General features: G+C 74.0%; 22 protein-coding genes. 9 read left to right on the forward strand and 13 right to left on the reverse strand.

The annotated features are described in order from the left end of the window. Window position 1: 1 nt before the first annotated feature. The 8 genes from ACZ4TG_RS10280 to ACZ4TG_RS10315 all read right to left on the reverse strand — a co-directional run bounded on the left by ACZ4TG_RS10280 (window position 2) and on the right by ACZ4TG_RS10315 (window position 8,966). Window positions 2–736, reverse strand: a complete 735-nt coding sequence (locus tag ACZ4TG_RS10280; protein ID WP_468161197.1) for a DUF6084 family protein — start codon at window positions 734–736, stop codon at window positions 2–4. After that, window positions 733–1,401: a DUF5947 family protein gene (locus tag ACZ4TG_RS10285; protein WP_468161198.1), complete on the reverse strand. Its 669-nt coding sequence runs from the start codon at window positions 1,399–1,401 to the stop codon at window positions 733–735. Before ACZ4TG_RS10285 ends, ACZ4TG_RS10280 begins: the two co-directional genes overlap by 4 nt. Beyond that, complete coding sequence (locus ACZ4TG_RS10290) at window positions 1,398–1,940, reverse strand: hypothetical protein (protein WP_468161199.1); 543 nt, start codon at window positions 1,938–1,940, stop codon at window positions 1,398–1,400. Before ACZ4TG_RS10290 ends, ACZ4TG_RS10285 begins: the two co-directional genes overlap by 4 nt. Next, the gene (locus ACZ4TG_RS10295) at window positions 1,937–3,721 is read right to left on the reverse strand and encodes a nickel-dependent hydrogenase large subunit (protein WP_468161200.1); all 1,785 of its coding nucleotides are present in this window, start codon (window positions 3,719–3,721) and stop codon (window positions 1,937–1,939) included. The genes ACZ4TG_RS10290 and ACZ4TG_RS10295 overlap by 4 nt, the downstream gene beginning before the upstream one ends. Before the next feature lie 109 nt (window positions 3,722–3,830). Continuing rightward, on the reverse strand, window positions 3,831–4,886 hold the full coding sequence (locus ACZ4TG_RS10300) for an NADH-quinone oxidoreductase subunit B family protein (protein WP_468161201.1): 1,056 nt from the start codon (window positions 4,884–4,886) through the stop codon (window positions 3,831–3,833). 73 nt (window positions 4,887–4,959) lie between these two features. Continuing rightward, the gene (locus ACZ4TG_RS10305) at window positions 4,960–6,756 is read right to left on the reverse strand and encodes an enoyl-CoA hydratase-related protein (RefSeq protein WP_468161202.1); all 1,797 of its coding nucleotides are present in this window, start codon (window positions 6,754–6,756) and stop codon (window positions 4,960–4,962) included. 278 nt (window positions 6,757–7,034) lie between these two features. Next, the gene (locus tag ACZ4TG_RS10310) at window positions 7,035–7,391 is read right to left on the reverse strand and encodes a hypothetical protein (protein ID WP_468161203.1); all 357 of its coding nucleotides are present in this window, start codon (window positions 7,389–7,391) and stop codon (window positions 7,035–7,037) included. Between the two features lie 84 nt (window positions 7,392–7,475). Next, a complete protein-coding gene (locus tag ACZ4TG_RS10315) occupies window positions 7,476–8,966 on the reverse strand; it encodes a glutamate synthase subunit beta (protein WP_468161204.1) in 1,491 nt (496 codons plus the stop codon). A gap of 274 nt (window positions 8,967–9,240) precedes the next feature. Here ACZ4TG_RS10315 and ACZ4TG_RS10320 point away from each other — a divergent pair, with 274 nt between their 5' ends. The 5 genes from ACZ4TG_RS10320 (at window position 9,241) to ACZ4TG_RS10340 (ending at window position 16,542) form a co-directional block, all read left to right on the forward strand. Continuing rightward, window positions 9,241–10,725: an aldehyde dehydrogenase family protein gene (locus ACZ4TG_RS10320; RefSeq protein WP_468161205.1), complete on the forward strand. Its 1,485-nt coding sequence runs from the start codon at window positions 9,241–9,243 to the stop codon at window positions 10,723–10,725. A 14-nt stretch (window positions 10,726–10,739) separates the two neighbouring features. After that, a complete protein-coding gene (locus tag ACZ4TG_RS10325) occupies window positions 10,740–12,314 on the forward strand; it encodes a GMC family oxidoreductase (protein WP_468161206.1) in 1,575 nt (524 codons plus the stop codon). Beyond that, window positions 12,311–13,450, forward strand: coding sequence for a quaternary amine ABC transporter ATP-binding protein (locus ACZ4TG_RS10330; RefSeq protein WP_468161207.1), 1,140 nt, complete (start codon window positions 12,311–12,313; stop codon window positions 13,448–13,450). The genes ACZ4TG_RS10325 and ACZ4TG_RS10330 overlap by 4 nt, the downstream gene beginning before the upstream one ends. A 46-nt stretch (window positions 13,451–13,496) precedes the next feature. Further along, entirely contained in the window at window positions 13,497–15,533 is a 2,037-nt protein-coding gene (locus ACZ4TG_RS10335; RefSeq protein ID WP_468161208.1) for an ABC transporter permease, read from the forward strand. Between the two features lie 127 nt (window positions 15,534–15,660). Then, window positions 15,661–16,542, forward strand: a complete 882-nt coding sequence (locus ACZ4TG_RS10340; RefSeq protein ID WP_468161478.1) for an ABC transporter substrate-binding protein — start codon at window positions 15,661–15,663, stop codon at window positions 16,540–16,542. Between the two features lie 100 nt (window positions 16,543–16,642). Here ACZ4TG_RS10340 and ACZ4TG_RS10345 read toward each other — a convergent pair whose 3' ends face one another. The 3 genes from ACZ4TG_RS10345 to ACZ4TG_RS10355 form a co-directional block, all read right to left on the reverse strand. Then, on the reverse strand, window positions 16,643–16,894 hold the full coding sequence (locus ACZ4TG_RS10345; protein WP_468161209.1) for an EF-hand domain-containing protein: 252 nt from the start codon (window positions 16,892–16,894) through the stop codon (window positions 16,643–16,645). A gap of 104 nt (window positions 16,895–16,998) precedes the next feature. Further along, entirely contained in the window at window positions 16,999–18,246 is a 1,248-nt protein-coding gene (locus tag ACZ4TG_RS10350) for a virginiamycin B lyase family protein (RefSeq protein ID WP_468161210.1), read from the reverse strand. Between the two features lie 206 nt (window positions 18,247–18,452). Further along, the gene (locus tag ACZ4TG_RS10355; protein WP_468161211.1) at window positions 18,453–18,899 is read right to left on the reverse strand and encodes a hypothetical protein; all 447 of its coding nucleotides are present in this window, start codon (window positions 18,897–18,899) and stop codon (window positions 18,453–18,455) included. 212 nt (window positions 18,900–19,111) lie between these two features. Between ACZ4TG_RS10355 and ACZ4TG_RS10360 the strand changes: the two genes are divergently transcribed. The 3 genes from ACZ4TG_RS10360 (at window position 19,112) to ACZ4TG_RS10370 (ending at window position 22,004) form a co-directional block, all read left to right on the forward strand. Then, complete coding sequence (locus tag ACZ4TG_RS10360) at window positions 19,112–19,378, forward strand: hypothetical protein (protein ID WP_468161212.1); 267 nt, start codon at window positions 19,112–19,114, stop codon at window positions 19,376–19,378. A gap of 92 nt (window positions 19,379–19,470) precedes the next feature. Further along, window positions 19,471–20,820, forward strand: a complete 1,350-nt coding sequence (locus ACZ4TG_RS10365) for an MFS transporter (protein ID WP_468161480.1) — start codon at window positions 19,471–19,473, stop codon at window positions 20,818–20,820. Further along, window positions 20,817–22,004, forward strand: coding sequence for an anhydro-N-acetylmuramic acid kinase (locus ACZ4TG_RS10370; RefSeq protein ID WP_468161213.1), 1,188 nt, complete (start codon window positions 20,817–20,819; stop codon window positions 22,002–22,004). Before ACZ4TG_RS10365 ends, ACZ4TG_RS10370 begins: the two co-directional genes overlap by 4 nt. Window positions 22,005–22,064: 60 nt before the next feature. On the opposite strand, the gene ACZ4TG_RS10375 is transcribed toward ACZ4TG_RS10370, so the two are convergent. After that, window positions 22,065–23,957: a serine/threonine-protein kinase gene (locus tag ACZ4TG_RS10375; RefSeq protein WP_468161214.1), complete on the reverse strand. Its 1,893-nt coding sequence runs from the start codon at window positions 23,955–23,957 to the stop codon at window positions 22,065–22,067. A gap of 115 nt (window positions 23,958–24,072) precedes the next feature. Between ACZ4TG_RS10375 and ACZ4TG_RS10380 the strand changes: the two genes are divergently transcribed. Beyond that, a complete protein-coding gene (locus ACZ4TG_RS10380) occupies window positions 24,073–24,567 on the forward strand; it encodes an alpha/beta fold hydrolase (protein WP_468161215.1) in 495 nt (164 codons plus the stop codon). Here ACZ4TG_RS10380 and ACZ4TG_RS10385 read toward each other — a convergent pair. Next, a complete protein-coding gene (locus tag ACZ4TG_RS10385; RefSeq protein ID WP_468161216.1) occupies window positions 24,557–26,008 on the reverse strand; it encodes an MFS transporter in 1,452 nt (483 codons plus the stop codon). The genes ACZ4TG_RS10380 and ACZ4TG_RS10385 overlap by 11 nt on opposite strands. Window positions 26,009–26,020: the final 12 nt, after the last annotated feature.

Raw genomic sequence — 26,020 nt, forward strand, 5'->3', positions numbered from 1 at the left:
GTCATGGCGCCGCCGTCCTCTCCGGGGCGGTGCGCGGCGGTACGGCGCCTGCCCGGAAGCGCTCCTGCGGTGAGGGTTTCGCGTCCGGGACCACGGCCGGGACCGCCGCCGCGTCGAGCAGGGCGCGCACGGTCGCCTCCCAGGAGGCCAGGGCGTGCCGGGAGCGGTAGGCGAGCAGTTCGTCCATGGTGTCGCGGGGCAGCCGGAGCCAGCCGCAGCCCGGGAAGTGCTGCTCGACCATCTCGTGCCAGACGGCCGCCGGCATCCGGTACGAGGCTTCGCGGTCCCACGGGACGGGCTCGACGTGGAAGCCGCCGGAGCCGGTGAAGGCCGTGCCGGAGAACAGCATGAGCAGGGGTGCCTCGCCGTCCTTCAGGGCGCTGAGGTAGCGGCTCGCGGCGATGTCCATGTCGTAGGTGCAGGGCACGACCAGGTCGATCTCGGTGGATCCGGTGAAGCTGGGCACCATGAGCGCGACCTGCGCGAACTGCACCGGCAGGAGGGTGTTGCCCCACCGGGAGCGTTCCCCGAACAGGTCGGCCAGGCCCTCGGCTTCGGTGGGCCCGTAGCCGCGCCGGGCCGGTTCGATGCGGATCTGGCAGCGGAGCGCGAGCGCGTGCACCCGGGTCGGGGCGGCCTCGGTGCCCGCGGTGATGGCCAGCCGGAAGACGAGCGTGGGCCCGGCGGCGTACGGGTCCGCCCGTACGCCGGTGCAGGTGAAGCCGAAGTCCGTCACGGGCGCCCCTCCCCCGCCGGGACCTTGGCGCGCCGCTCGACCTGTTCGAAGAAGGTCCGCAGGGCGGCGCGCGCCTCGGCCCCGCCGTCGAAGCCCTGCCACAACAGCCGCATGCGTCCCACCAGTTCGTAGCAGATGTCGATCGGCACCAGGTAGCAGTCGGTGCGTCCCTCGGCCCGCCTGAGCAGCAGCGCCTCGACGTCCGGTTCGAGCAGGCCGGCGAGGCTGCTCCCGCCGAGGGCGCTCTGCCAGGTGGCGGGGTCGAGTTCGCTCTCGGTGGCTCCGGCCGGGCTGGGGTAGAGCGCGACGAGCCGGTCGAGGGCGGCGTTGCGGAAGAAGAACGCGACGCTGACCGGGATCTGGAGGAGCTCCCAGGCCGCGTCGTCGATCCGGTGGCCGGGGTCGCGGAGGTAGCGGTCCGGGACCGCGCGGTACCGCCCGGTCGCCGTGCCCGGGCGGTCGAACAGCAGGGCGCACGCGGTGCAGGCGCAGACCAGGGCCCGCTTCTGCGTCTCGACCAGGTGGCGGTGCCCCTCTTCGGCCACGGCCACCCCGCACAGTTCGCAGGCCTCCGGGCGGGGGGCCCGCGGTCCGGTGAACCGGCGCAGGCCGCGCGGCCCGCCCGTGCGCGCCGCGGGCGGCGCCCAGCCCCGGGGCGCGCTCACGAGACCTGCGCCGGGGTGTGCGGGCGGACGCCGATCTGGAGCAGGGGCTGCTGCGGGGCCGGGGCGGGCTCCAGGACGACCGAGGTGACCTCGGGCGCGAAGGAGGCCAGCGCGTCCTCGACGGCCGCGCGGCCGCCGTCCTGGGTGCTGCCGCAGCCGCAGCCGCCGCTCGCGGTGGAGCGGAGCCGGAGCGTGCCGGTGGCCTCGTCGAAGCCGAGCAGTTCCACGGGTTCCCGTACGGCGGCCAGGGCGCGGGCGATCCGGGCGTGTACGTCCTCGGGGTGCAGGTCGTGCAGGGCGAGCAGGCTCGACACGAGCCCGTCGTCGAGCAGTCCCGCGAGCGCCTCGTCGTCGAGCCGTGCGGTGATGCCCGCGAGGCCGGCGCCGTAGAAGTCCATGAGTACGCGCACCAGTTCCTCGGCGGCGGCGCACACCTCCCGGTCGCCGGTGGCGGCCAGCCGGTCGAGGACCTCCTCGACCCGCCGGCCCGCCTCCCGGGCGTCGGCGGTGGGGGCGGTGGGGGCGGTGGGGGCGCTCATCCGCCCAGTCCGCTCAGGCCCGTGGGGACGTGCATCTGCTTGACCGTCTGGCCGCCGCCGACGTACATGTGGACGCCGCAGGGCAGACAGGGGTCGAAGCTGCGCACCGCGCGCATGATGTCGATGCCCTTGAAGTTCTCCGGGGTGTTCTCCTCGAAGATGGGCGTGTTCTGCACCGCGTCCTCGTACGGGCCGGGCGTGCCGAAGGTGTCGCGGGTGCTGGCGTTCCACGGGGTCGGCGGGTACGGGTGGTAGTTGGCGATCTTGCCGTCGCGGATCACCATGTGGTGCGACAGGACGCCGCGGACCGCCTCGGTGAAGCCGACGCCCAGGCCCTCGTCCGGAACCTCGAACTTCTCCCAGGTCTGGGTGCGTCCGGCGCGGACCTCGGCCAGGCCCTTCTCCGCGCAGTGCAGCGCGATGGCGGCGGCGTACGCCTGGAAGTACGTGCGGGCGCGGTTGCGCTCCAGCGCGTTGCTCCACTTCGGGATCTTCCACTCGAAGCGGGTCTCGGGCTTGGTCATCGTGCGCGGCAGGGTGATGACCACGCTGTGGCCGGTGGCCTGGACGTAGTCGGTGTGGACCAGCCCGGACAGGGCGGTGGACCACAGGCGGGCGATGGGGCCGCCGCCGGTGTCGAGCGCGAGGTGGTCCTTGCCGTCGAACCAGCGCGGGGACATCACCCAGCTGTACTTGTCGTCGAAGTTGCGCTTCTGCGGGGCCGGGATGGTGTGCTGGTTCCACGGGTGGCGGGGGTCGACCGGGTTGCCCAGCGGGTCCTGCCGGACGAACTGCTCCTGGCCCTGCCAGTCGTCGTAGTACGAGCTGCCGAGCAGGATCCGGATGCCGAGGTTGATCTCGGTGAGGTCGTTGGTGACCAGCTTGCCGTCCACCACCACGCCGGGGGTGACGAACATCTTCCGTCCCCAGTCGGTCATGTTGGCGTACGTGAAGTCGCAGTACTCGGGGTCGTTGAGCGCGCCCCAGCAGCCGAGCAGGACGCGCCGGCGGCCGACCTCCTCGTACCCGGGCAGGGCCTCGTAGAAGAAGTCGAAGAGGTCGTCGTGGAGCGGCACGACGCGCTTCATGAACTCGCAGTACCGCATGAGGCGGCTCATGTAGTCCGTGAAGAGCTGGACGGAGGCGATCGTGCCGACGCCCCCCGGGTAGAGGGTGGAGGGGTGCACGTGGCGTCCCTCCATCAGGCAGAACATCTCCCGGGTGTAGCGGCTGACCTGGAGGGCCTCGCGGTAGAACTCGCCCTCGATGGGGTTGAGCGAGCGCATGATGTCGGCGATGGTCTTGTAGCCGTGTTCCCCGGCGTGCGGGGACGGTGTGCGCTCGGCCAGTTCCAGGACGCCGGGGTTGGTCTCGCGGACCATCTTCTCGCAGTAGTCGACCCCGACCAGGTTCTCCTGGAAGATGTTGTGGTCGAACATGTACTCCGCCGACTCGCCCAGGTTGATGATCCACTCGGCGAGGTGCGGGGGCTTCACGCCGTAGGCCATGTTCTGGGCGTAGACGGAACAGGTGGCGTGGTTGTCGCCGCAGATCCCGCAGATGCGGCTGGTGATGAAGTGCGCGTCGCGGGGGTCCTTGCCGCGCATGAAGACGCTGTAGCCGCGGAAGACCGACGAGGTGCTGTAGCACTCCGCCACGCGCTTCTGCTTGAAGTCGATCTTCGTGTGGATGCCGAGGCTGCCCACGATCCGGGTGATCGGATCCCAGGCCATCTCCACCAGGCCGCTGCCGTCTCCGGCCGCCTTCGTCTTCGGTGCCATCGTGTCTGCCGTGACCCTTCTTCGGTGCGGGGGCTGAGGGGGTGCTGCGGGTTTCGGTCCTACGCGCGTGCGGCCCGGCGGACCCGCGCGCGGGGCGCGTGGAGGCCGGTCACCACGGGGGGCGGTAGCCGGTGGTGAGGCTTCCGCCGGTGTGGCGCCACTTGGGCTCCTGGTCCACGGTGTGTCCCGTGACCGCCCGGAGCTTGCGGATCACCGCGCCGTAGATCCCGCTGGCGGTGGCCGACACCTTGGCGCCGGGAGGCTCGTCCATGAAGGGCATGAACTTGTCGGGGAAGCCCGGCATGGTGCACGCGATGCAGATGCCGCCGACGTTGGGGCAGCCGCCGATGCCGTTCATCCAGCCGCGCTTGGGGACGTTGCACTTGACCACGGGCCCCCAGCAGCCCAGCTTGACCAGGCACTTCGGGGAGTCGTACGTCTCCGCGAACTGGCCCTGCTCGTAGTAGCCGGCCCGGTCGCAGCCCTCGTGGACGGTGGCGCCGAACAGCCAGGTGGGGCGCAGCTTGTCGTCGAGCGGGATCATCGGGGCCGAGCCGGCGGCCTGGTAGAGCAGGTAGGTGAGGGTCTCGGAGAAGTTGTCCGGCTGGATCGGGCAGCCCGGCACGCACACGATGGGGATGCCGGCGTGGGACTTCCAGTCCCAGCCCAGGTAATCGGGCACGCCCATGGCGCCGGTCGGATTGCCCTCCATGGCGTGGATGCCGCCGTACGTGGCGCAGGTGCCGATGGCCACGACGGCCAGGGCCTTGGGCGCCAGCCGGTCGATCCACTCGCTGGTGGTGATGGGCTGGCCGGTCTCCGGGTCGTCGCCGAAGCCGCACCAGTAGCCCTCGGGCTTGATCTTCTCGTTCGGGATCGATCCCTCGACGACCAGCACGAAGGGGTCGATCTCGCCGCGCTCGCCCTTGAAGAACCACTCGATGAACGTGTCCGCGCCGCCGACGGGACCGCACTCGAAGTCGATGAGCGGCCAGTGCACGGCGATCTTGGGCAGGCCGGGCAGTACGCCCATCACGATCTCTTCGATGCTGGGCTGCATCGCTGCCGTCAGTGACACCGAGTCGCCGTCGCAGCTCAGCCCCGCGTTGATCCAGAGGATGTGGATCGGGGGGTCCTCTACCTTGGTCGGCGTTGCTGCATCCATGAGGATGCCTCCTTGGGGAGGTGTGCGGGGAGGTGTGGGGGGAGCGAGGCTGCCGGTGCCGGCAGGTGTGCCCTCACCCTTCTTGGTAACAGGGCTCCGACCCGGGTGCGCTGTCATGTGCGGCCAGTCCAGTGACCTCCTCCCCCCGGTGGGCCGTGTGCGGGCCCTGCCGGTTCGCCGCGGGCCGGGCGAGGTGGGGCGGGGTGCCGGTGGCGGGTTCCTTGCGTACGAAGGCCCTGCGCAGGGCGTGGTAGGGGGCGTCCGGGTCGCGGAACGTGGCCCGCATCAGGGCCAGCTCCTCCTCCCGGTAGGCGGCGAGCGGCTTGAGGGCCTCGTCACGGTCCCGCCGCGCCTTCTTCCCGGCGATCCGGGTCTGCGTGCCGGGCGAGGACGCCAGCCGGCCCGCGAGCCGGGCCGTCTCGGCGGCGAAGTCCCCCGGGGCGCGGTCCACCGTACGGTCGACCAGGCCCAGCCCCTCGGCGGCGGCGGCGCTCAGCGGCAGGGCGTCGGTGGTGAGGCGTTCCGCGACGGCGGCGCCGACCCGGCGGGGCAGCGTGTAGGTCCAGTACTCCGAGCCGTGCAGGCCCATCAGGCGGTAGTGCGGGTTCAGGACGGTGCCGGCCCGGCACCAGACCTCGTCGGCGGCGAGGGCGAGCATCGCCCCGCCGGCCGCGGCGTTGCCGCCGAGGGCGGCGACGACGAGGCGGTCGGTGGTGGTGAGGACGGCTTCGACGAGGTCGTCCATGGCCTGGATGTTGGCCCAGGACTCCGCGGCGGGATCGGCGGCCGCCTCGATCACCCCGAGGTGGATGCCGTTGGAGAAGAAGTCCCGGCCGCCGCCGAGCACCAGCACGGAGGTGGGGCGGGCGCAGGCGGCCCGGTAGGCGGCGAGCAGGCGGCGGCACCGGTCGGTGCTCATCGCGCCGCCGGGGAAGGAGAACGACAGGAAGCCGGCCTGCCCCTCCTCCCGGTACCCGATGTCGCTCCAGGTCCGGCGGCCGCCGTCGGCGGGCGCGGGCGCGGCGACGGCCGGGGCGGGGACTTCCGGCAGGGGCGGCAGCCGGTCGGCCAGCGCCACGGTGGCGGGCAGCTTCACCGGGGTGGGCTCCCCGGGCGCCCGCCGGGCCCGCAGCTCGGGGATCCAGACGGCGCCGTCGGCCGTCGCCCGGCAGATCGCGCCGGCGCGGGTGGCCAGCAGTTCTCCGGGGCGGCCGCGCAGGAGGTCCTCGGGGTGGCCGCCGTGCAGGAACCACTCGCCGCCGAGCAGGTCGCCCAGTACGCCCGGCTGCGAGTCGGCCGCGCGCAGCGTGCGCAGGACGTGCTCGGTGGGGTCCGTCTCCCAGTCGATCCGGCGGTGCTCCTGGCGGAGGTAGGGCCGGGTGCGGTGGCTGGTCTGGGGCTGAGGGGTGTACATGCCGGAGGCGAAGCGCTCGACGGCCGCCAGGACGGCCCGGAGCGCGGCGTCCGCGATCTCGCCCCGGTAGAGGTCGCTCTTGGCCACCTCGGGCAGATCGCAGTCGGCGTGCGCCCAGACGTCCCCGGCGTCCATCTCCTCGGCGGCTTGCAGGACGGTGACGCCCCAGCGGGTGGCGTGTTCCTGGACGGCCCGGTCGAGGGAGGAGGGGCCGCGGTCGCCCACGGGTCCCGGGTGGACGATCAGGCAGGTGCGGGTGGACCACACCTCGCGGGGCACGGCCGTCTTGAGCATCGGCGCGAGGATCAGGTCGGGATCGTGGCGGCGCACCGCGTCGGCCAGCCGGGCACCGGGCACCGCCAGCTCCACGGCGAGGCTGTGGCCGTGGTCCCGCAGTTCCGCGTGGACGCGTTGCGTCAGGCTGTTGAACGCGCTCGCAACCAGCAGGATGTGCACACCGTCTCCCAGCGACCAGCCGCCTCGGCGGACCGTGGCCGGGGCTTGTCCGGCCGCCTGCGATCGTGGGGCACCTGCCGCGCCGGGAAGCGGAACGAAGCGGGACGAAGCGCTGGCATCACTCGAAAGCGGACACCCTGGGCGGCCAGCTGGCGGTGCGCGGTCCGGGCCGCGGTACCGGTGTCGTCCGGGTCCGGCCAGGGATCTCCGGGCGGATCACGGGCGGCCCCCGGGGGGATCGCGGACGGCCCGCGGGCGGATCACGGCCCGCGGGTGGATCACGGGCAGTCCTCGGTGTGGCCGCACACCCACGCCAGGGCGTCGTGCACCCCCTGGGCGTAGTCGCGCGGCAGGGTCCGCTGCGGCCCGGCCTCCAGCTGCACCGTGGCGGCGTCCACCTCGGCCGTCAGCAGGGCCATGTCCGGGGTGCTGTGGGCCACGGCGCCGGTGACGGGAGCCCCGTCGCCGCGGCCGAGGGCCCACAGGTAGCCGGTGAGGGCGCCCCGGGACAGCTGTGTCTGCCGGTCGGGGCCGGCGTGGCTCGCCTCCAGCTCCGCGTAGCGCCGCTCGACGTCCCCGCGGGGGCGGGTCCCGATGAGGCCTGGATCGAACTGGTCCGTTCGTTGCGTAGTCATACCACTACGTCTGTCCGCCGGGCAGCCATTGATGTGCCTTCGTGCACACCACACGCACCGGCGGGGGCACGGGGACGCGCGGGGTCACGCCAGCAGGGGCCGGTCCTGGGCGGCCACCGGGGCCGGAAGGGCCGTCGAGCCGGTCAGGTAGCGGTCCACGGCCGCGGCCGCCGAGCGGCCCTCCGCGATCGCCCAGACCACCAGGGACTGGCCGCGCCCGGCGTCGCCCGCCACGAACACCCCGTCCGGCGGCCGTCCCGGTCCGCCGGCGGCCGCGAAGGCCGGGTCCCGCGCGAAGTTGCCCCGCTCGTCGCGGGTGAGCCCGAGCTGCTCGCCCAGGCCGCAGGCCCGCTCGGGGCCCGAGAAGCCGAGGGCCAGCAGGACCAGCTCCGCCCGGATGACCCGCTCGGTCCCCGGGAGGGCCGTGCGGTGCGCCGGTTCCACGTCCGTGAGGTGCAGCGCCCGCACCCGGCCCGCCCGATCCCCTTCGAAGTGCAGCGTGGCCGAGGCGAAGGCCCGGGGGTCGCGGCCGTCGCGGCCGCGGGCCTCCTCGTGGGCGTGGGAGACCCGGTAGACCTTCGGGTACACCGGCCAGGGCTGGGCGTCGGGCCGGGTGGGGCCCGGCTCCGGGTTGATGTCGAGCTGGACCACCGACAGGGCCCGCTGTCGCAGGGCCGTGCCCAGGCAGTCGGAGCCGGTGTCCCCGCCGCCGACGATCACCACGTGCCGGCCCTCGGCGGTCACCTCCGGCGCCGCGATGTCCCCCTCCCCGACCCGGTTGGCGCCGGTGAGGTAGTCCATGGCCTGGTGGATGCCCCGCAGCTCGCGGCCCGGCACGGGCAGCTCCCTGGGTTCCGTGGCCCCGACGGCGACGACGACCGCGTCGTGCCGTCGGCGCAGGTCGGCCGCGCCTACGAGGCCGCCGACGTCCGTGCCGGTACGGAACACGGTGCCCTCGGCCCGCATCTGGGCGACGCGGCGGTCCAGGTGCGACTTCTCCATCTTGAACGCCGGGATGCCGTAGCGGAGCAGTCCGCCGATCCGGTCGGCCCGCTCGTAGACGACGACGGTGTGCCCGGCGCGGGTCAGCTGCTGGGCGGCGGCGAGCCCGGCCGGGCCGGAGCCTATGACGGCGACGGTCTTCCCGCTGAGCCTCTCGGGCGGCGCCGGGGCGGTGTACCCCAGTTCCCAGGCCTGGTCGGCGATGGCCTGCTCGACGTTCTTGATGGTCACCGGGTCGGCATTGATCGTCAGGACGCAGGCGTCCTCGCAGGGTGCCGGGCAGAGCCGGCCGGTGAACTCGGGGAAGTTGTTGGTCGCGTGCAGCCGGTCGGACGCGGCCCGCCAGTCGGCGTGGGCGGCGTACGCGTTCCACTCGGGGATGAGGTTGCCCAGCGGGCAGCCGGCGTGGCAGAAGGGGATGCCGCAGTCCATGCAGCGGTTCGCCTGTTCGGACACCAGGGGCAGCAGCACCTGCCCGGCGTGGACCTCCCGCCAGTCGGCGAGCCGCTCGTCCATGGGGCGCGCCGGGACGGGGCGCCGGGGCGTCCTGAGGAAGCCGAACGGATCGGTCATGTCCCGCCTCCATGGCTCACGGGCGGATACGGCGGTCCGATCAGGCTACGCCGCATTTGTCATGGTTTCCCAGCGCTCCCCGTCACGGTTCTCCAGCCCCCGTGACCGGGCGCGGAGCCGCCCTCCGAGGGGCCCGGAAAGGGCCGGGACGCGAGTGACACCGGTCACTTCGAGCGGCCCGGGGGACATGACCTCCGCAGGTCCGGGCAAGCGCGCCCCATTGCGCCATCACCGCGGGTCCGCCGCGGTGCGGAAACCGGAGGTACAGCGCGTCGTGTCGGAGCAGCAGAGCATTCACACAGCCGGAAGGTGGCGGTCCGCGGCCACGGGGGCCACCAGGGAGATCCTGGACCCGGCCGACGGCACCGTGCTCGCGGTGGTCGCGGAAGGCAGCGCCGCCGACGTGGACGCGGCCGTCGGTGCGGCCCGCGCCGCCTTCGACGGCGGGGAGTGGCCGCAGACTCCGGTGGCCGAGCGCGCCGCGCTGCTGCGCCGTACGGCCGTCCTGCTCCAGCGCGACCGTGAGCGGATCGCCCTCCTGGAGAGCCTGGACGCGGGCAAGACCCTGGAAGAGGGCCGGGTCGACGTGGACTGCGTCAGCGACGCCTTCCGCTACTTCGCCGACCTCGTCAGCGCCGAGAGCGGCGGCCGGGTCGTCGACGCGGGCTCCCCCGACATCCACAGCGTGGTCGTCCACGAGCCGGTCGGGGTCTGCGCCCTGATCACGCCGTGGAACTACCCGCTGCTCCAGGCGAGCTGGAAGGTGGCCCCGGCGCTGGCCGCGGGCAACACCTTCGTGCTCAAGCCGAGCGAGATCACCCCGCTGTCCACGATCGCCCTCGTCGAGCTGCTGGTGGAGGCCGGGCTGCCGGCCGGCGTCGCCAATCTGGTGACCGGCGCCGGCGATCCCGTCGGCGCCCGCCTCTGCGCCCACCCCGACGTCGACCTCGTCTCCTTCACCGGCGGCCTCGTCAGCGGTACGAAGGTCGCGCACGCGGCGGCCGACACGGTCAAGAAGGTGGCCCTGGAACTCGGCGGCAAGAACCCCAACGTCGTCTTCGCCGACGCCTGCGCCACCGAGGCGGGCTTCGACACCGCCGTCGACCAGGCCCTGAACGCTGCCTTCATGCACAGCGGCCAGGTCTGCTCGGCCGGATCCCGGCTGATCATCGAGGAGTCGGTGCGCGGCCGGTTCGTCACCGAACTCGCCCGCCGCGCCGAGCGGATCCGCCTCGGCCGGGGCACCGACCCCGGCGTCGAGTGCGGTCCGATGGTCTCCGCGGCCCAGCGCGAGCGGACCGAATCGTACGTCGCCTCCGCCCTCTCCGAGGGCGCCGTGCTGCGCGCGGGCGGCGAACGCCCCGAGGGCCCCGGCTTCTTCTACCGGCCGACCGTCCTCGACCGCTGCGACCGCCGGATGCGCGTCGTCCGGGAGGAGGTCTTCGGACCGGTCCTGACCGTCGAGACGTTCCGTACCGAGGACGAGGCCGTGGAGCTCGCCAACGACACCGAGTACGGGCTCGCGGGCGCCGTGTGGACGGCCGACCAGGGCCGTGCCCGCCGCGTGGCCGGCCGGCTGCGCCACGGCACGGTCTGGATCAACGACTTCCACCCCTACCTGCCGCAGGCGGAGTGGGGCGGTTTCGGGAAGTCCGGCGTCGGGCGCGAGCTCGGACCGTCCGGTCTCGCCGAGTACCGCGAGGCCAAGCACGTCTACCAGAACCTCGCTCCGCGCCCCGTGCGCTGGTTCGCGGGCTGAAAGGAAACATCGTCATGACGACGCACACGGACCGCAGCACGCGCACCGCCGAAGACTCCGCCGACTTCGCGCAGGAATACGACTACGTCATCGTGGGCGGCGGCACCGCCGGCTCGGTGATCGCCTCCCGGCTGACCGAGGACCCCGAGGTCACGGTCGCCGTCATCGAGGGCGGCCCGAGCGATGTCGACCGGCCCGACGTGCTGACCCTGCGGCGCTGGATGGGCCTGCTCGGCGGTGAACTCGACTACGACTACCCCACCACCGAGCAGCCGCGCGGCAACTCGCACATCCGGCACAGCCGCGCCCGCGTCCTCGGCGGCTGCTCGTCGCACAACACCCTCATCGCGTTCAAGCCGCTGCCGTCCGACTGGGACGAGTGGGCGGCCGCGGGAGCCGAGGGCTGGCACGCCGCGGCCATGGACCCGTACTTCGACAAGCTGCTCAACAACATCGTCCCCGTCGGCGAGGCCGACCGGAACGCCATCGCCCGCGACTTCGTGGACGCGGCCGAGCAGGCGCTGGGCGTGCCCCGCGTCGAGGGCTTCAACCGGAAGCCGTTCCACGAGGGCGCCGGGTTCTTCGACCTCGCCTACCACCCGGAGACCAACAAGCGCTCCTCCGCCTCGGTGGCGTACCTGCACCCGGTCATGGAGGAGCGGCCGAACCTCAGCCTGCTGCTGGAGACCTGGGCGTACCGCCTGGAGCTGGACGGGACGCGGGCGCGCGGGGTGCACGTCCGGTCCCAGGACGGCACCCGGTCGCTGATCGGCGCCCGCCGCGAGGTGATCGTGTGCGCGGGAGCGGTCGACACCCCGCGTCTGCTGCTGCACTCCGGCATAGGCCCGCGCGAGGACCTCGAAGCCCTCGGGATTCCCCCGGTCCACGACCTGCCCGGGGTCGGCGAGAACCTCCTCGACCACCCGGAGTCGGTGATCGTGTGGGAGACGGACGGCCCCATCCCGGAGAACTCTGCGATGGACAGCGACGCCGGGCTGTTCGTCCGCCGCGACCCCGAATCCCCGGGGCCGGACCTGATGTTCCACTTCTACCAGGTCCCCTTCACCGACAACCCGGAGCGCATCGGCTACGAACGCCCGGCGCACGGGGTGTCGTTGACCCCGAACATCCCCAAGCCCCGCAGCCGCGGCCGGCTCTACCTCACCAGTGCGGACCCCGAGGTGAAGCCCGCCCTCGACTTCCGGTACTTCACGGACGAGGAGGACTACGACGCCCGCACCCTGGTCGACGGCATCCGGATCGCCCGCGAGATCGCCGCAACGCAGCCGCTGGCCGGCTGGCTCAAGCGCGAGGTGTGTCCCGGCCCCGCCGTCACGGGTGACGAGGAGCTCAGCGCGTACGCCCGGTCCGTCGCGCACACCGTCTACCACCCGGCGGGCACCTGCCGGATGGGCGCCGCCGACGACCGCGGGGCCGTGGTGGGACCGGACCTGAAGGTCCGGGGCCTGGACGGGATCCGGATCGCGGACGCCTCGGTCTTCCCGACGATGCCCGCGGTCAATCCGATGATCGGAGTGCTCATGGTCGGCGAGAAAGCCGCCGAGCTGCTGGGAGGCGCTGCCCGATGAACACGAACACGCATACGAGCACGAGCACGCAAACCGGCCCCGGCCTGGTCGACGGGACGGCCGCCGGCCAGGGACCCGACACCCGGCCGCCGGTCTTCGCGGTGAACGGCCTGTGGAAGGTCTTCGGCCCGCGGGCCGAGGCCGCCAAGGTGCCCGGCTCCGCGGACGCCGCGCTGTCCGCCTCGGAGCTGCGTGAGCGCACCGGCTGCACCGCGGCCGTCCGCGACGTCAGCTTCGACGTCCGCAAGGGCGAGGTCTTCGTCGTGATGGGCCTGTCCGGCTCCGGCAAGTCCACTCTCGTACGCTGTCTGACCCGGCTGATCGAGCCCACCACGGGCTCCCTCGCCATCGACGGCGAGGACGTCCTGGCGATGGACGCGGGCCGGCTGCGGGAACTGCGCCGCCACCGCGCCGCCATGGTCTTCCAGCACTTCGGCCTGCTGCCGCACCGCACGGTCCTGGACAACGTCGCCTACGGCCTGGAGATCCAGGGCATGGGCCGCGCCGAACGGCGCGCCAAGGCGGCCGAGATGGTCGCCAAGGTCGGCCTCGAAGGCCTGGAGGAGCGCCGCCCCGGCCAGCTCTCGGGCGGTCAGCAGCAGCGCGTCGGCCTCGCCCGCGCCCTGGCCGCCGACCCCGAGGTGCTGCTGTTCGACGAACCGTTCAGCGCCCTCGACCCGCTGATCCGCCGGGAGATGCAGGAGGAGGTGGCCCGCCTGCACCACGAAGAGGGCCGCACCATGGTCTTCATCACGCACGACCTGGCCGAGGCCCTGCGCCTCGGCGACCGGATCGCCCTCATGCGCGACGGGCGGATCGTGCAGCTCGGCACTCCCGAGGAGATCGTCGGCTCCCCCGCCGACGAGTACGTACGGGACTTCGTGCGCGACGTACCGCGCGAACAGGTCCTCACCGTACGCAGCGCCATGCGCCCCGCGTCGGCCGCCGAGGCCGAGCAGGGCCCGGCCCTCAGCCCCGCCACCACCGTCGTCGAGGCCATCGAGGCGGTCGCCCGCAGCGGCGGCCCCGCCCGGGTCGTCGACCAGGGGCGCTGCCTGGGCGTGGTCGACGACGCGGCCCTGCTCGCCGTCGTCGCCGGGATCCCCGCCCCCAGTACCGGGGAGGTGGCCGCATGAGCACGGGATACGGCCGCCCGGCCCCCGGCATCCGGCGGTGGTCGCGATGACCTCCACCACCGCACCCGTACGTGAATCCGCGCAGCCCGAATCCGGGCGCCGGCCGCGTCGCCCCGTCGGCGCGTCCCCCGCAGGACCGCCGGAGCGGCCCCACAGAGCCCTGCTCCCCCACCGCGCCGGCCGCAGGGTCCTGCCCCTCGCCGTCGCCGCGGTCGCGCTCGGCGTGCTCGGATTCCTCTTCCCCGGCGCGGGCAGCTGGCCCGGCGCCCTGGCCGTGGACCTGTCGGCCCCGCTCGGCCGGGCCGGCGACTGGGTCATCGACCACCGCGACAGCCACCCGCTGTTCCTGTACTTCTTCGGGCACGTCAGCAACGCCGTCGTGGTGTCCGTGCGCGCCGTGTACGTGGTCCTGCTCGCCGCCGGATGGACCGGGGTCACCGCCCTGGCCGGGCTGGTCGCCTGGCGGCTCGCCGGTGTCCGGCTGGCGCTGACCTCGATGGCCGCCTTCGGCGTCTGCGGTCTGCTCGGCATGTGGGTGCCCACCATGCAGACCCTCGCCCTGATGGTCGTGGCCGTCGCCGCGTCCGTCGCCGTCGGCGGCCTGCTCGGCCTCGCCGCCGGGCTGTCGCCGCGCACCGAGCGCGCCCTGCGCCCCGTACTCGACACGATGCAGATCCTGCCCGCCTTCGCGTACCTGCTGCCGATGGTGCTGGTCTTCGGGATCGGCGTGCCCGCCGCCGTCCTCGCCACCGTGGTCTACGCGGCCCCGCCCATGGCCCGCCTGACCGCGCTCGGCCTGCGCGAGGCCGACGCCGGGGTGCTGGAGGCCGCCGCCTCGCTCGGCGCGACCGGACGCCAGCGGCTGCTGACCGCACGGCTCCCGCTGGCCCGCCGGCAGATCCTGCTGGGCGTCAACCAGGCGATCATGATGGGCCTGTCCATGGCCGTCATCGCCTCCGTGATCGGCGCGGGCGGCCTCGGCGACCGCGTCTACCAGGCCCTGGCCTCCGTCGACGTCGGCGCGGCCCTGGCCGCCGGCATCCCGATCGTGCTGCTCGCCGTCGTACTCGACCGCACGGCGGACGCGGCGGGCACCCGGCTCGGCGCCACCCCGCCCCCGGTCGCCGAGCAGCACTTCCTGCGCAGGGTGTTCGCCGGCTGGTACGGGCGCCTGCTCTGCCTCCTCGCGGCCGTGGCCGTGGCGGTCGCCGGCCGGATGGTGGGCACCTCGCAGTGGCCCGGATCCTGGACCGTCCCCCTCGCGGACCCCGTCAACCGGGCCGTCGACTGGATGACCGACCACCTCTACTCCGGGGTCCCCGTCGTCGGCGGCACCGCCGACTGGGCCGCCCGCTTCACCGGCTGGGTCCTCGACCCGCTGCGCAGCGGGCTCCAGGCAACGCCCTGGTGGCTGCTCCTGCTGCTGGTCGGCGCCATCGGCGTACTGGTCGGCACCTGGCGCACAGCTCTGACGGCCGTGCTCGCCCTGGCCGCGATCGGCGTCCTCGGCGTGTGGGACCCCGCGCTGGACACCCTCTCGCAGGTGCTCGCCGCCGTCGCCGTGACCCTCGTGCTCGGCTTCGCGATCTCCGTGGGCGCCGCCCGCAGCGCCCGCGCGGAGCGCCTGCTGCGGCCGGTGCTCGACATCTGCCAGACGATGCCGCAGTTCGTCTACCTCATCCCGGTCGTCGCCCTGTTCGGCGTCGGCCGCGCCCCGGCGGCGGCTGCCGCCGTCGTCTACGCACTGCCCGCCGTCGTACGGATCACCACGCAGGGGCTGCGCGAGGTGAACCCGGCCGCGCTGGAGTCCGCCCGCTCGATGGGCGCGACCGGCAGCCAGCAGCTGCGCCAGGTCCAGCTGCCGCTGGCCCGGCCCGCCCTGCTGCTGGCCGTCAACCAGGCCGTGGTCCTCGTCCTCGCCGTCGTCATCATCGGCGGCCTGGTCGGCGGAGGCGCCCTCGGCTACGACGTCGTCCTCGGCCTCGCCCAGGGCGACCTGGCCACCGGACTCGTGGCGGGCGCCGCGATCGTCTGCCTCGGCCTGCTGCTCGACCGCATCACCCAGCCCGCGAAGGAGGCCTGAGATGCCGATGAAACGTATGCGACGCACGGGCCCGCCACGGCCGACGGGACCGGTCCGCCGCGCCGTGGCCACCGGGTTCGCCGCGGTGACCGCACTGGCCGTCGTCACCGGCTGCGGAGCCGCCGACATGACCCGCCAGGCCTCCCCCTACGCGGCGGCCCAGGGCGCCAAGACCGTCACGCTCTCCGTGCAGTCGTGGGTCGGCGCGCAGGCCAACACCGCTGTCGCGGGCTACCTGCTCGAACACGAACTGGGCTACCGGGTGGACACCGTCCAGGTCGACGAGGTGCCGGCGTGGGACGCGCTCAGCCAGGGCCGCGTCGACGCGATCCTGGAGGACTGGGGCCACCCGGAGCAGCAGAAGCGCTACGTGGAGGACAAGAAGACCATCGTCAACGGCGGCGATCTGGGCGTGACGGGCCACATCGGCTGGTTCGTACCGACCTACTTCGCCGAGGCGCACCCGGACGTCACCGACTGGAAGAACCTCGGCAAGTACACCGACCAGCTGCGCACGGCCGAGAGCCGCGGCAAGGGGCAGCTGATGGACGGCTCCCCCTCGTACGTCACGAACGACAAGGCACTGGTGAAGAACCTCGGTCTGGACCTCGAAGTGGTCTTCGCCGGATCCGAGGCCGCGCAGATCACCCAGATCAAGCAGTTCGCGAAGGAGAAGAAGCCCTTCCTGACGTACTGGTACAAGCCCCAGTGGCTCTTCGAGCGGGTTCCGATGACGGAGGTGAAGCTGCCCGAGTACACGGAGGGCTGCGACGCCGACCCCGAGAAGGTGGCCTGCGCCTACCCGCACACGCCGCTCCAGAAGTACCTCAACGCCCGTTTCGCCGACGCGGGAGGGAAGGCTGCGGGGTTCCTGAAGAAGTTCCGCTGGAACGTCGAGGAGCAGAACGAGGTCGCCCTGATGATCGCCGAGGAGAAGCTGTCACCGCAGCAGGCGGCGAAGAAGTGGGTCGAGCGCAACGAGGACGTGTGGCGGCCCTGGGTGCGCTGACCCGACCGCACCCCGCGGGTCTCTGACCTGCCGCCGCACCTCGCCGGGGGCGGCCCCGGGCTTCCCGGGGCCGCCCCCGGCCGGTCGTCGGCCCGCCCGGCTACCAGCCGAAGCGGCGGTCGACCTCCCGCGCGAACTCCTCGAAGGTCAGCACGTCGTCGCCGTCCAGGTTGGCCTGGTCGAACAGGGCGGAGGAGGCGTCCTCGTCGCTGACGGCCCAGAAGGGCAGGGCTCCGGTGGCGGCGAGGGTCGGCCCCTTCGCCCGCAGGGCCGAGATCACCTCGGCGCGCGTCAGGACGCCGTCGCCATTGAGATCGAGTGCGTCGAAGAGCTTGCGGGCCTTCTCACTCATGACGTCGTCCTTTCGCGGGAGGAGGCGAAGGCGGTGGTCCGCCGGACCGACAGCCTATGGCCCGCCTCCGCGACGCCGGCGGTGGCCCCCCGCCTCCGGCACGCTCAGTGCGGGCTGGTCCGCCGCACGGTGCCCGGGGCGCTGCTGGGGGCGTGGACCGAGGTGCCCTCGTAGCGGGCGAGGTATCCGTCGCGGAGCAGGTTCTCGTAGAGGTGGTCGAGCACGGAGGACGGGGCGTGGATCCTGGCCTCGCAGCGGGCCGCGCCGCGGCTGTCGGTGACGGCCGCGCAGAGCGTGCGCCCGCGCCGGGCGTCGCTGAAGACCACCGTCTGGCCGGGTACGGGTGTGCCGGCTGCGGTGGTGAGGGTGGCCGCGAGGCCCTTGACCGTCAAGGCCGGCGGGTGGGAGCCGCGCCGGACGGTGGCCGGGGCGGTCTTCAGCCGGGTGCGGGTGGGCGGGACGGCCAGTCCGGTGGGCGTGTTCAGGCCGGTCACGGGCAGGGTGGTCTGTCCGCCGCCGTCGGCCGCCAGCCGGACCACCCGGTTGTTGAAGGCGTCCGCGATGTAGAGGCTGCCGCTCCCGTCGAGGGCGAGGCCCAGCGGATCGTTGAGCCCGGCCACCGCGAGCGTGCTCTGCCCCGAGCCGTCCGCGGCGACCTTCACCACCCGGTTGTTGCCGGTGTCGGAGACGTACAGGTTCCCGTCGGGGTCGAGCACGATCCCGGCGGGCTGCGAGAGCCCGGTGGTGGGGACGGTGCTCTGCCCGCTGCCGTCCGCCGGCAGCCTGACGATCCGGTCGTTGACGAAGTCGGAGACGAAGAGGGTGCCTTCGGAGTCGAAGGCCAGGCCCCACGGGTGCAGCAGTCCCGTCGTCGGGACGGTGCTCTGCCCGCTGCCGTCGGCGGGCACCTTGACGATGCGGTCGTTGAAGCTGTCGGCGATGTAGAGGTCCCCGGCGCCGTCGAGCGCCAGCCCGAGGGGGCGGGACAGGCCTTCGGCCGGGACCGTGAGCTGGGCGCCGCCGTCCGGGGGGATCCGTACGACCCTGTTGTTGCCCGTGTCGGAGATGTAGAGGCCGCCCGCCGCGTCGGCCGCCATCCCGGTCGGCCGTACGAGGCCCGTCGCCGGGACGGTGCTCTGGCCGCCGCTGCCGTCGGCAGGCACCTTGAGGACCCGGTCGTTGCCGTAGTCCGACACGTAGAGCGGCGGGTCCGCGGCGACCGGACCGGCAGCGGACGCCGGCCCGGCCTGGCCGAGGCCGAACGTACAGAGCGTCAGCAGCACCAGCACGGAGCCCAGTCGCCGGACGGCGCGGCCCGCCCGGCTGCTCTCGGGCACGGGGGAACGGGTCACGGCGCACCTACCTGTCCTGATCGTCCGGCCGCCGACCCTAGCCCCGCACCATGCCGTCCCCCGGACACCACGCCACGGCCCGGCGGTGTGCCGCACGGACGGTGGACGGCGTGGTGCTCGCGCGTACCGCGCGGGACGTCCGGGCAGATGCCGGCCCGGCGGCCCGCCGAACGGGGTTCAGGGGGAGGCGCCCCGAGCGGACCGGTTCAGATGGCGCCGGCCGTGCTCGCGACGTAGAAGCCGATGATCGCGACCACACCGATGACGACCAGCCAGGACGCCGTGCTGGTGTGCCGGCCGGTACGGGCGGGCCGGCCGCGCCGCTTCGATCGCGCCGGGCGCTGCGGCCGGGAGGCCGAGGGACCGGCCGCCGTCTCGGCGAGCAGCCGGCGGCAGACCGCTGCCAGTTCGGCCGTACCGGCGGACAGGCTCGCGACCGCCTCGGAGCGGGCGGGGGCCGTCGTGCCGCCGTCGAGGATCCGGCCGGCCCGCAGGAGCACTTCGTCCCGTCCCGCGCTGGGAGCCAGGCTGATCCAGCGCTGGACGTGCTCCCCCCGGATGACGACGCCCCCCGCGCGGTCCCGGTAGACGGTGTGTTCCCGCCACAGGACCTCGGCCAGCTCGGTCGCCGTCTCTCTCAGTTGCCCGCTCATTTCCGCCCCCGCCAATTCTTCGGTCGAACAAAGAGGCGACGATATCCGGCGCCACTGACAACGCGCCGGGCGGGGTGGCGCGTTCGGCATCGAGCGGCCGCCGCGTCCCCCGTGGGGGTGAGCAGCGGAGTTGCGCGCCGGCACCGGTGCGGCCCGTGCTGTATCAGGGAGCGATCGGGCGGAGACGACCACCGCCCGCGAGGAGCACGCCCATGACCACCACCGAACAGACCGCCCGCGACGCCGTGCGCCGCATCCTGGGAGAGGGCGCGCACGCGGACGTCACCGTCCTCCCGGCCGGCAACCTCTCCCTCACGGTGACCTCCGGCGAGCACACGGCCACCATCGACGGCGACGACTCCTCGGGCTGGGGCTGGACCGTCGACCCCGGCACGGACGACGGGTTCACCGGCCACGAACTGATCGCGCCGAGCCTCGACGACGCACTGACCGGAGTGCGCGAGACCATCGGCGCCTGAACCGCCCGCCGGTCACGCCGCCGATCTGCTGAACCACACCTGCGCGAGGCGTCGGGCCGCCCCGCAGCGGGCACGCAGCACGGGTGACCCCGATCGAGCTGCTCCCGGCGCCGCCGCCCCGCACCTCCGCACGCCGCGCCCTGCTCGCCGGCTCGGTCGGCAACCTCGTCGAGTGGTACGAGTTCGGGGTGTACGGCTGTTTCGCCACCGTCATCGCGGCCAACTTCTTCACCCCGGGAACCGGGACCGGCGGCGGGCCCGGGGCGCTGGTGGCCACGTACGCCTCCTTCGCGCTGGCGTTCTTCTTCCGCCCCGTCGGCGCCCTGCTGTTCGGGCGCCTCGGTGACCGCCTCGGCCGCCGCCCCACGCTCGTCCTCGTCATCGCCCTCATGACGCTCGCCACCACCCTGATCGGGCTCCTGCCCACCCAGGCCACCGTCGGCGCGGCCGCCCCCTGGCTCCTGACGCTCCTGCGCGTCCTTCAAGGCCTCTCCGCGGGCGGCGAGTTCGGCGGTGCGGTGTCGCTGATGACGGAGTACGCGCCGGTGGGCCGCCGAGGCATCTACGGCGCGTGGCAGTCCTTCACCGTCGCGCTCGGGCTGCTCGCCGGTGCCGGTACGGCCGCCACCCTGGCGACGGTGCTGCCCGCCGCCGCCCTGCAGTCCTGGGGCTGGCGGATCCCGTTCCTGCTGGCCCTGCCGCTCGGCCTGGTCGCGCTGTGGCTGCGCACCACCCTGGAGGAGCCGCCCGTGGCCGCACCGCCCGTCGCCGCGCCGCCCGTCGCCGCGCCACCCGGAGCCCCGCCCGACGCGACCGCCGAGGGCGGCACCCCGGGGCTGCCGCGGCGAGGGGAGCAGGCGCGTGCCGTCGTCCTGGGCATCGGGCGGATCATGGGCTGGTCGGCGGCCGGCTACACCTTCCTCGTCGTCCTGCCCTCCTACCTCCAGTCCACCCTCGGGGCATCCTTGCGGCAGGCCCTGCTGGCCACTGCCCTCGCCAACGTCGGGTTCGCCCTCACGATCCTCCCCGCCGGGCTGCTCAGCGACCGCATCGGCCGCCGCCCCGTCATACTGGCCGGCGCCCTGGGAGTCGTCGTACTCGCCTTCCCGCTGCTGCACCTCCTGCGCTCCCCCGCGGCCTCCTCCCCCGCCCGGGCCGCGGCCGTACTGTGCGCGGGCGCTCTGGTCGGTCTGATGGCCGGGCCGGGGCCCGCGATGCTGGCCGAGATGTTCCCGCGCCGCGTGCGCTGCACCGGCCTCGGGCTGGCCTACGCCCTGGCCAACGCGGTCTTCTCCGGCTGCGCGGGCCTCGTCATCACCGCTCTGACCGCCCGGACGGGAGACACCGCCGTGCCCGCCTACTACGCCGTCGGCGCCTGCGCCCTCAGCACCCTCGCGCTGCTGACCCTGCGCGGCAACGACCACCGGGAGCCGCTGCGATGAGGGTGATCGGCCTGATGTCGGGGACCTCGTACGACGCCATCGACGCCGCGGCCTGCGATCTCGGCCCGGGTGACGGGGAGGGCGGCCTGGTTCTCACCCCGCTGGGCATGGTCAGCGAGCCGTACCCAGCCGCCCTGCGGGCGGCGCTCGCGGCGGCCCTGCCGCCCGCGGCCACCACCCTGGCCGAGGTCTGCCGCCTCGACACCGGCATCGGCCGGGCCTTCGGCGCCCTGTCGGTCCGGGCGGACCGCGAACTGTGCGCGGGGCAGGCCCAGTTGATCGCCTCGCACGGGCAGACCGTCTACCACTGGGTCGCCGACGGGCGGGTGCACGGCACCCTGCAACTGGGAGAGCCCGCCTGGATCGCCGAGGCCAGCGGCTGCCCGGTGGTCTCCGGCTTCCGGCCGCGCGATGTCGCGGCGGGCGGCCAGGGGGCGCCGTTGGTGAGCCTGATCGACCTGATGCTGCTGCGGGGGCGGCCCGGGGTGCCGGCCGCCCTGAACATCGGGGGGATCGCCAACCTCACCGTGGCGCCGCCGGCCGGCGATCCGACGGCGTTCGACACCGGCCCGGGCAACGCGCTGATCGACGCGGCGGTGCGCGAGCTGTCCGCGGGGCGGCTGGCGTACGACGAGGGCGGGGCGCTGGCCGCCTCCGGGCACGTCCACGACGGGCTGCTGGAGCGGCTGCTGGAGGAGCCGTACTACCGGTTGCCCGCGCCGAGGACCACGGGCAAGGAGCTGTTCCACCCCGGCTACCTGCGGTCCCGGCTGGCGGACTTCGAGCCGCTGCCGCCGCAGGACGTGGTCGCCACGCTGACGCGCCTCACCGCCAGGACCGTGGCCGACGCGCTGCGGCCGTTCGGGGCCACCGAGGTCTTCGCGTCCGGCGGCGGGGTCCGCAACCCGACCCTCACCGGGATGCTGCGGGAGGAACTGGGGCCCGTCGCACTGCGGACCTCGGAGGAGCTCGGCCTGCCCGCCGCCGCGAAGGAGGCGTACGCCTTCGCCGTGCTGGGCTACCTCACCCTGCACGGCCTCCCGGGCAACGACCCCCGGTGCACGGGGGCGGCCGGCCCGCGCGTCCTGGGCTCGGTCACCCCGGGCAGCCGCCCGCTGCGCCTGCCCGCCGAGCCGTCCCGTGCTCCGCGTTCCCTGGCCGTACGGGCCCCCGTGCCGCGGTGACGCGGCCGCACGGGGGACCGCGGCGACGGGCCCGCGGCGACGGGCTCGCCGCCGTCCGGTTCAGCTGCCCGAGGGGGTGACGGCGTTGCGCCAGACGGTCAGGTCCAGTGACATGTACTTGCTGGGCGAGTCCTCCGCGGAGAAGCCCTGGACCGTCACGAGGCCGAGGTGTCCCGAGCCCGTGAACACGCAGACCTGACGCCCCTTCGAGAGCTTGGTCAGGTAGACGTTCTCGGTGAAGCGGGTGTCCTGGCGGCAGGCGGCCAGGGATCCCTCCTGGCCGGGATCGAGCAGGACGAGCTTGCCGCCGGTGCTCTCCGCGTCGAGGTATCCGCCGGTGTCGTAGGAGAGTTCGTAGCCGCCGTCCTCGCCCTTCTGCGGCCGTACGTCTTCGTCGCCGAGCGTCAGGTGGTAGCCGGCCGTCAGGTCGATGGCCTTGTACTCGACGGGCTTCGGATCGGGCCGGGCGGACGCCTTCGGGGAGGACGTCTTCGGGGAGGACGCGTTCGGGGAGGACGCGCCGCCGCCGTCGCCGGTGTTCTTCGGGTCGCCCTGCGACGAGCCGCTGCTCGCCGTGTCCTGGCCCTTGTCCTTCAGCAGGACGTACGCCGTGCCCGCGCCCGCGACGGCGAAGACCAGCACGGCCGCCAGTGCGATGAACAGGCCCCGCTTGCCGCCGCTCCCGGCGGGCCGGGGCGCACCGAGCGCCTGGTGTCCCGGGTAGCCGGGCACGTGCGCCGGGTTGGCGTGGGGGTACTGCGGTCCGGGCTGGTACGAGGCGGACGGTCCGTATCCCGGAGGCGGGGTGGCGGGAGCGCCCGTGGGCGGCGGGGTGGAGTACATCGCGGCCGGGGCCGTCGGCGGCGGGGTGGAGTGCACCGCGGCCGGGGCCGTCGGCGGCGGGGTCGGGTGGACCGCGGGCGGAGCCGTCGGCGCGGGAGGCGGGGTGCTGGCCGGGGTCACCGGGGTGGTGGGCGAGTACGCGACGAACGGCGCGGAGGTGGGCGGCGGCGGGGTCTGGACCGGCGCGGGGGCCGCCGCTCGCGCGGTGATGTCGGCGCTGACCGGGGTCGGCAGCCAGTCCTCGGGGCGGCGCAGCACCGTCTCCGCGTTGGCGGACTGGCAGAGCGCGATGACCTCGGCGACCGTCGGCCTGGCCTCGGGGTCCTTGGCGAGGCAGCGGCTGACCAGCTCGGTCAGGCGGGCCGGGACTCCGCTGAGGTCGGGCTCCTCGTGGACGATCCGGTACAGGACCCCGTGCGAGGTGCCCTCGCCGAAGGCGGGGGTGCCGGTGGCCGCGTACGCCGCGACCTGGCCGAGCGCGAAGATGTCGGTGGCCGCCGTGACCCTCCGCCCCGCGGCCTGTTCGGGGGCCATGAAGGAGGGGGTGCCGATGGTGACGCCGCTGCCGGTGAGGGAGGTCGCGTCGGCCGCGTAGGCGATGCCGAAGTCGATGACGCGGGGGCCGTCGGCCGCGAGCAGCACGTTGGACGGCTTGAGGTCGCGGTGCACGATGCCGGCGCCGTGGATGACGTGCAGGGCCTCGGCCATGCCGGCGATCAGCAGCAGCACCGCCTCGACGGGGAGGGCGCCGTGCGCGACGACCGCGTCGGCGAGCGAGGGGCCGGGCACGTAGGCGGTGGCCAGCCAGGGCTGCGTGCCCTCGGTGTCGGCGTCGATGACCGGCGCGGTGTAGAGGCCCTGCACCCGCTGGGCGGAGCGCACTTCCTGGGCGAACCGGCGGCGGAACTCGGCGTCCTCGCCGAATTCCGGACGGATCACCTTGATCGCCACCGGCCGGCCGCCGGGCGTGTACGACAGGTAGACCTTGCCCATGCCGCCCGCGCCGAGCTTGGCGGCGAGCCGGTATCCGGCGATGGTGGTGGGGTCGTCTCCCGCGAGCGGCTGGAATACCTGCGAGGCACTGCCCCTTTGCGGCTGGTGACCACTCATCAACTCATGTCCCCCATGCAGAACGCCGTTATCGAACGGCACCCTACCCAAAAACCGGAGTCCCGCAGACCGGTGCGAGATCCGCTAGGAGGCCGGCGGCCCGTCCGGTGCGCAGGTGCAGGGCCGTCCGCCCGGTGCGCCGCGTCGAGACCAGGCCGGCGCCGCGCAGGGAAAGGCGGCGCGTTCCTTCGCGGAGGCCGCGCCGCACCGCCCGGCGTTCGAGCCGCTGATGTACGGCCGGTGGGACGCGTCGGCCGAGGCCCATGCGGCCGCCGACCCGGTCCAGCGTGCGCTGCCGGTCAGCGAGGGCTACTACGCCGGGTACGCGCCGGACGTCCCCGGGCTGCGCGCGGCCCTCGCCCGGCTCGCGGCGCCGGTGCTGGTGCTTGCCGGGGAGCGGGACCTGTGGCCCACCGCGGCTTCGGCCGCCGAAGCCGTCGCCCTCTTCCCCGAGGCCCGGCTGACGGTCCTCCCGGGGGCGGGCCACTACCCGTGGCCGGACGACCCGTACCTCTTCACCTCGGCCGTCGCGGGCTTCCTCGCCGGTTCCGCGGCGGGCCCGCCCGTCCAGGAGGCGCCCCCGGCGCCGCCCGGCCCCGTCACCGCATGACGCGGGGCAGGCGGAGGCTGAGCAGGGCCGTCAGCGCGATCAGGCCGAGCTGGGCGAGGAGGGTCACGGTGAGCGCGTCCCGCATGCCCGTCGACGGGAGCAGGGCGAGGAAGAGGGTGCCCAGGGTCGCGACGCCGAGGGCGAGCGCAGACTGCTGGGTGGTGATCATGACTCCGCCGCCCACCCCGGCGCGGTCGGCCGGTACGTCGGAGAGCATCAGCCGCATCAGCACGGGCAGTTGGAGGCCCTGTCCGAGGCCCGCGAGGGCGACGCCGGGGGCCAGGCCCAGGGGGCCGAGGTCGGGCCAGTCCCGCCGGACGGCGAGCAGGATCAGGCAGACGCCGATCGCCTGGAGCACGCCGCCCGAGGTGACGACGCGGGTGCCGTACCGCCCGACCAGTCGGGGGCCGGCGAGGGAGGCGGTGAAGAAGGCCACGGCCATGGGCACCAGGGAGAGTCCGGCCGCCACCGGTCCCATGCGCAGGCCCTGCTGGAGCACCACCGCGATCACGAACATGAACCCGCTGAAGCCGATCGAGAAGGGCACCATCATGACCAGCCCGCGCCGCAGCGACTCCAGGCGCAGCAGGCTCGGCGGTACGAGGGGGGTGCGGCCGAGGCGGTCGGCGCGGCGCTCCGTCAGGTAGAAGGCGGTGGCGGCGAAGGGGAAGACGCCGAGCGACAGCCAGGTCCACAGCGGCCAGCCGGCCGCCCGGCCTTCGGTCAGCGGCAGCAGCAGGGACACCAGGGACAGGGCCAGCAGCAGTGTTCCGGGGACGTCGAGCGCAGCCGGCCGGTCGGAACGGGTCTCCGGGAGGACGCGTGCGGCGAGGATCAGGCCGACGATCACCACGGGCACGTTCACGAGGAACACCGCTCGCCAGCCGGTTCCGGCGAGGTCGGCGGCGACCAGGACCCCGCCGAGGATCTGCCCGGCGACCATGGACAGCCCGGCCGTGGCCCCGTAGAGGCTCATGGCCCGGGCGCGGCGGGGGCCCTGGGTGGTGGCCTGGATGGTGGCGAGCACCTGCGGCAGCATCAGCGCCGACGCGGCGCCCTGGGCCACCCGCGCCGCGACGAGGGTCCAGGCCGTGGGGGCCAGGCCGCAGGCGAGGGAGGTGACGCCGAAGGCGGCCATGCCGATCAGGAAGAGCCGGCGCCGTCCGGCCGTGTCGCCGAGCCGGCCGCCGAGGACCAGCAGGACGGCGTAGGTGACCCCGTAGCCGGCGACGATCAGTTCCAGCAGCGCCGGTCCGGCGGCGAGGTCGCTGTCGATGGCGGGCAGTGCCACGTTGACGATGAAGAAGTCGATCAGCGGCAGGGCCGCGCCGAGCAGGACCGTGAACAGGCCGAGCGGGCCGATCCCCGCCGGGGTGCGCGGGGCCTGGGCGGTGGGGACGGTCGGGGACGGGTGGGTCGTGCGTACCGTTGTTTCACTCACACCGCAGACGAT

This window comes from Streptomyces sp. NPDC028314 (assembly GCF_055565795.1).

Bases quoted from the DNA above. Each gene is read 5' to 3' on its own strand.
- ACZ4TG_RS10290 (WP_468161199.1), bottom strand. From the start codon at position 1,940: ATGAGCGCCCCCACCGCCCCCACCGCCCCCACCGCCGACGCCCGGGAG.
- ACZ4TG_RS10295 (WP_468161200.1), bottom strand. From the start codon at position 3,721: ATGGCACCGAAGACGAAGGCGGCCGGAGACGGCAGCGGCCTGGTGGAG.
- ACZ4TG_RS10300 (WP_468161201.1), bottom strand. From the start codon at position 4,886: ATGGATGCAGCAACGCCGACCAAGGTAGAGGACCCCCCGATCCACATC.
- ACZ4TG_RS10310 (WP_468161203.1), bottom strand. From the start codon at position 7,391: ATGACTACGCAACGAACGGACCAGTTCGATCCAGGCCTCATCGGGACC.
- ACZ4TG_RS10315 (WP_468161204.1), bottom strand. From the start codon at position 8,966: ATGACCGATCCGTTCGGCTTCCTCAGGACGCCCCGGCGCCCCGTCCCG.
- ACZ4TG_RS10325 (WP_468161206.1), top strand. From the start codon at position 10,740: ATGACGACGCACACGGACCGCAGCACGCGCACCGCCGAAGACTCCGCC.
- ACZ4TG_RS10330 (WP_468161207.1), top strand. From the start codon at position 12,311: ATGAACACGAACACGCATACGAGCACGAGCACGCAAACCGGCCCCGGC.
- ACZ4TG_RS10335 (WP_468161208.1), top strand. From the start codon at position 13,497: ATGACCTCCACCACCGCACCCGTACGTGAATCCGCGCAGCCCGAATCC.
- ACZ4TG_RS10340 (WP_468161478.1), top strand. From the start codon at position 15,661: ATGACCCGCCAGGCCTCCCCCTACGCGGCGGCCCAGGGCGCCAAGACC.
- ACZ4TG_RS10345 (WP_468161209.1), bottom strand. From the start codon at position 16,894: ATGAGTGAGAAGGCCCGCAAGCTCTTCGACGCACTCGATCTCAATGGC.
- ACZ4TG_RS10355 (WP_468161211.1), bottom strand. From the start codon at position 18,899: ATGAGCGGGCAACTGAGAGAGACGGCGACCGAGCTGGCCGAGGTCCTG.
- ACZ4TG_RS10360 (WP_468161212.1), top strand. From the start codon at position 19,112: ATGACCACCACCGAACAGACCGCCCGCGACGCCGTGCGCCGCATCCTG.
- ACZ4TG_RS10370 (WP_468161213.1), top strand. From the start codon at position 20,817: ATGAGGGTGATCGGCCTGATGTCGGGGACCTCGTACGACGCCATCGAC.
- ACZ4TG_RS10375 (WP_468161214.1), bottom strand. From the start codon at position 23,957: ATGAGTGGTCACCAGCCGCAAAGGGGCAGTGCCTCGCAGGTATTCCAG.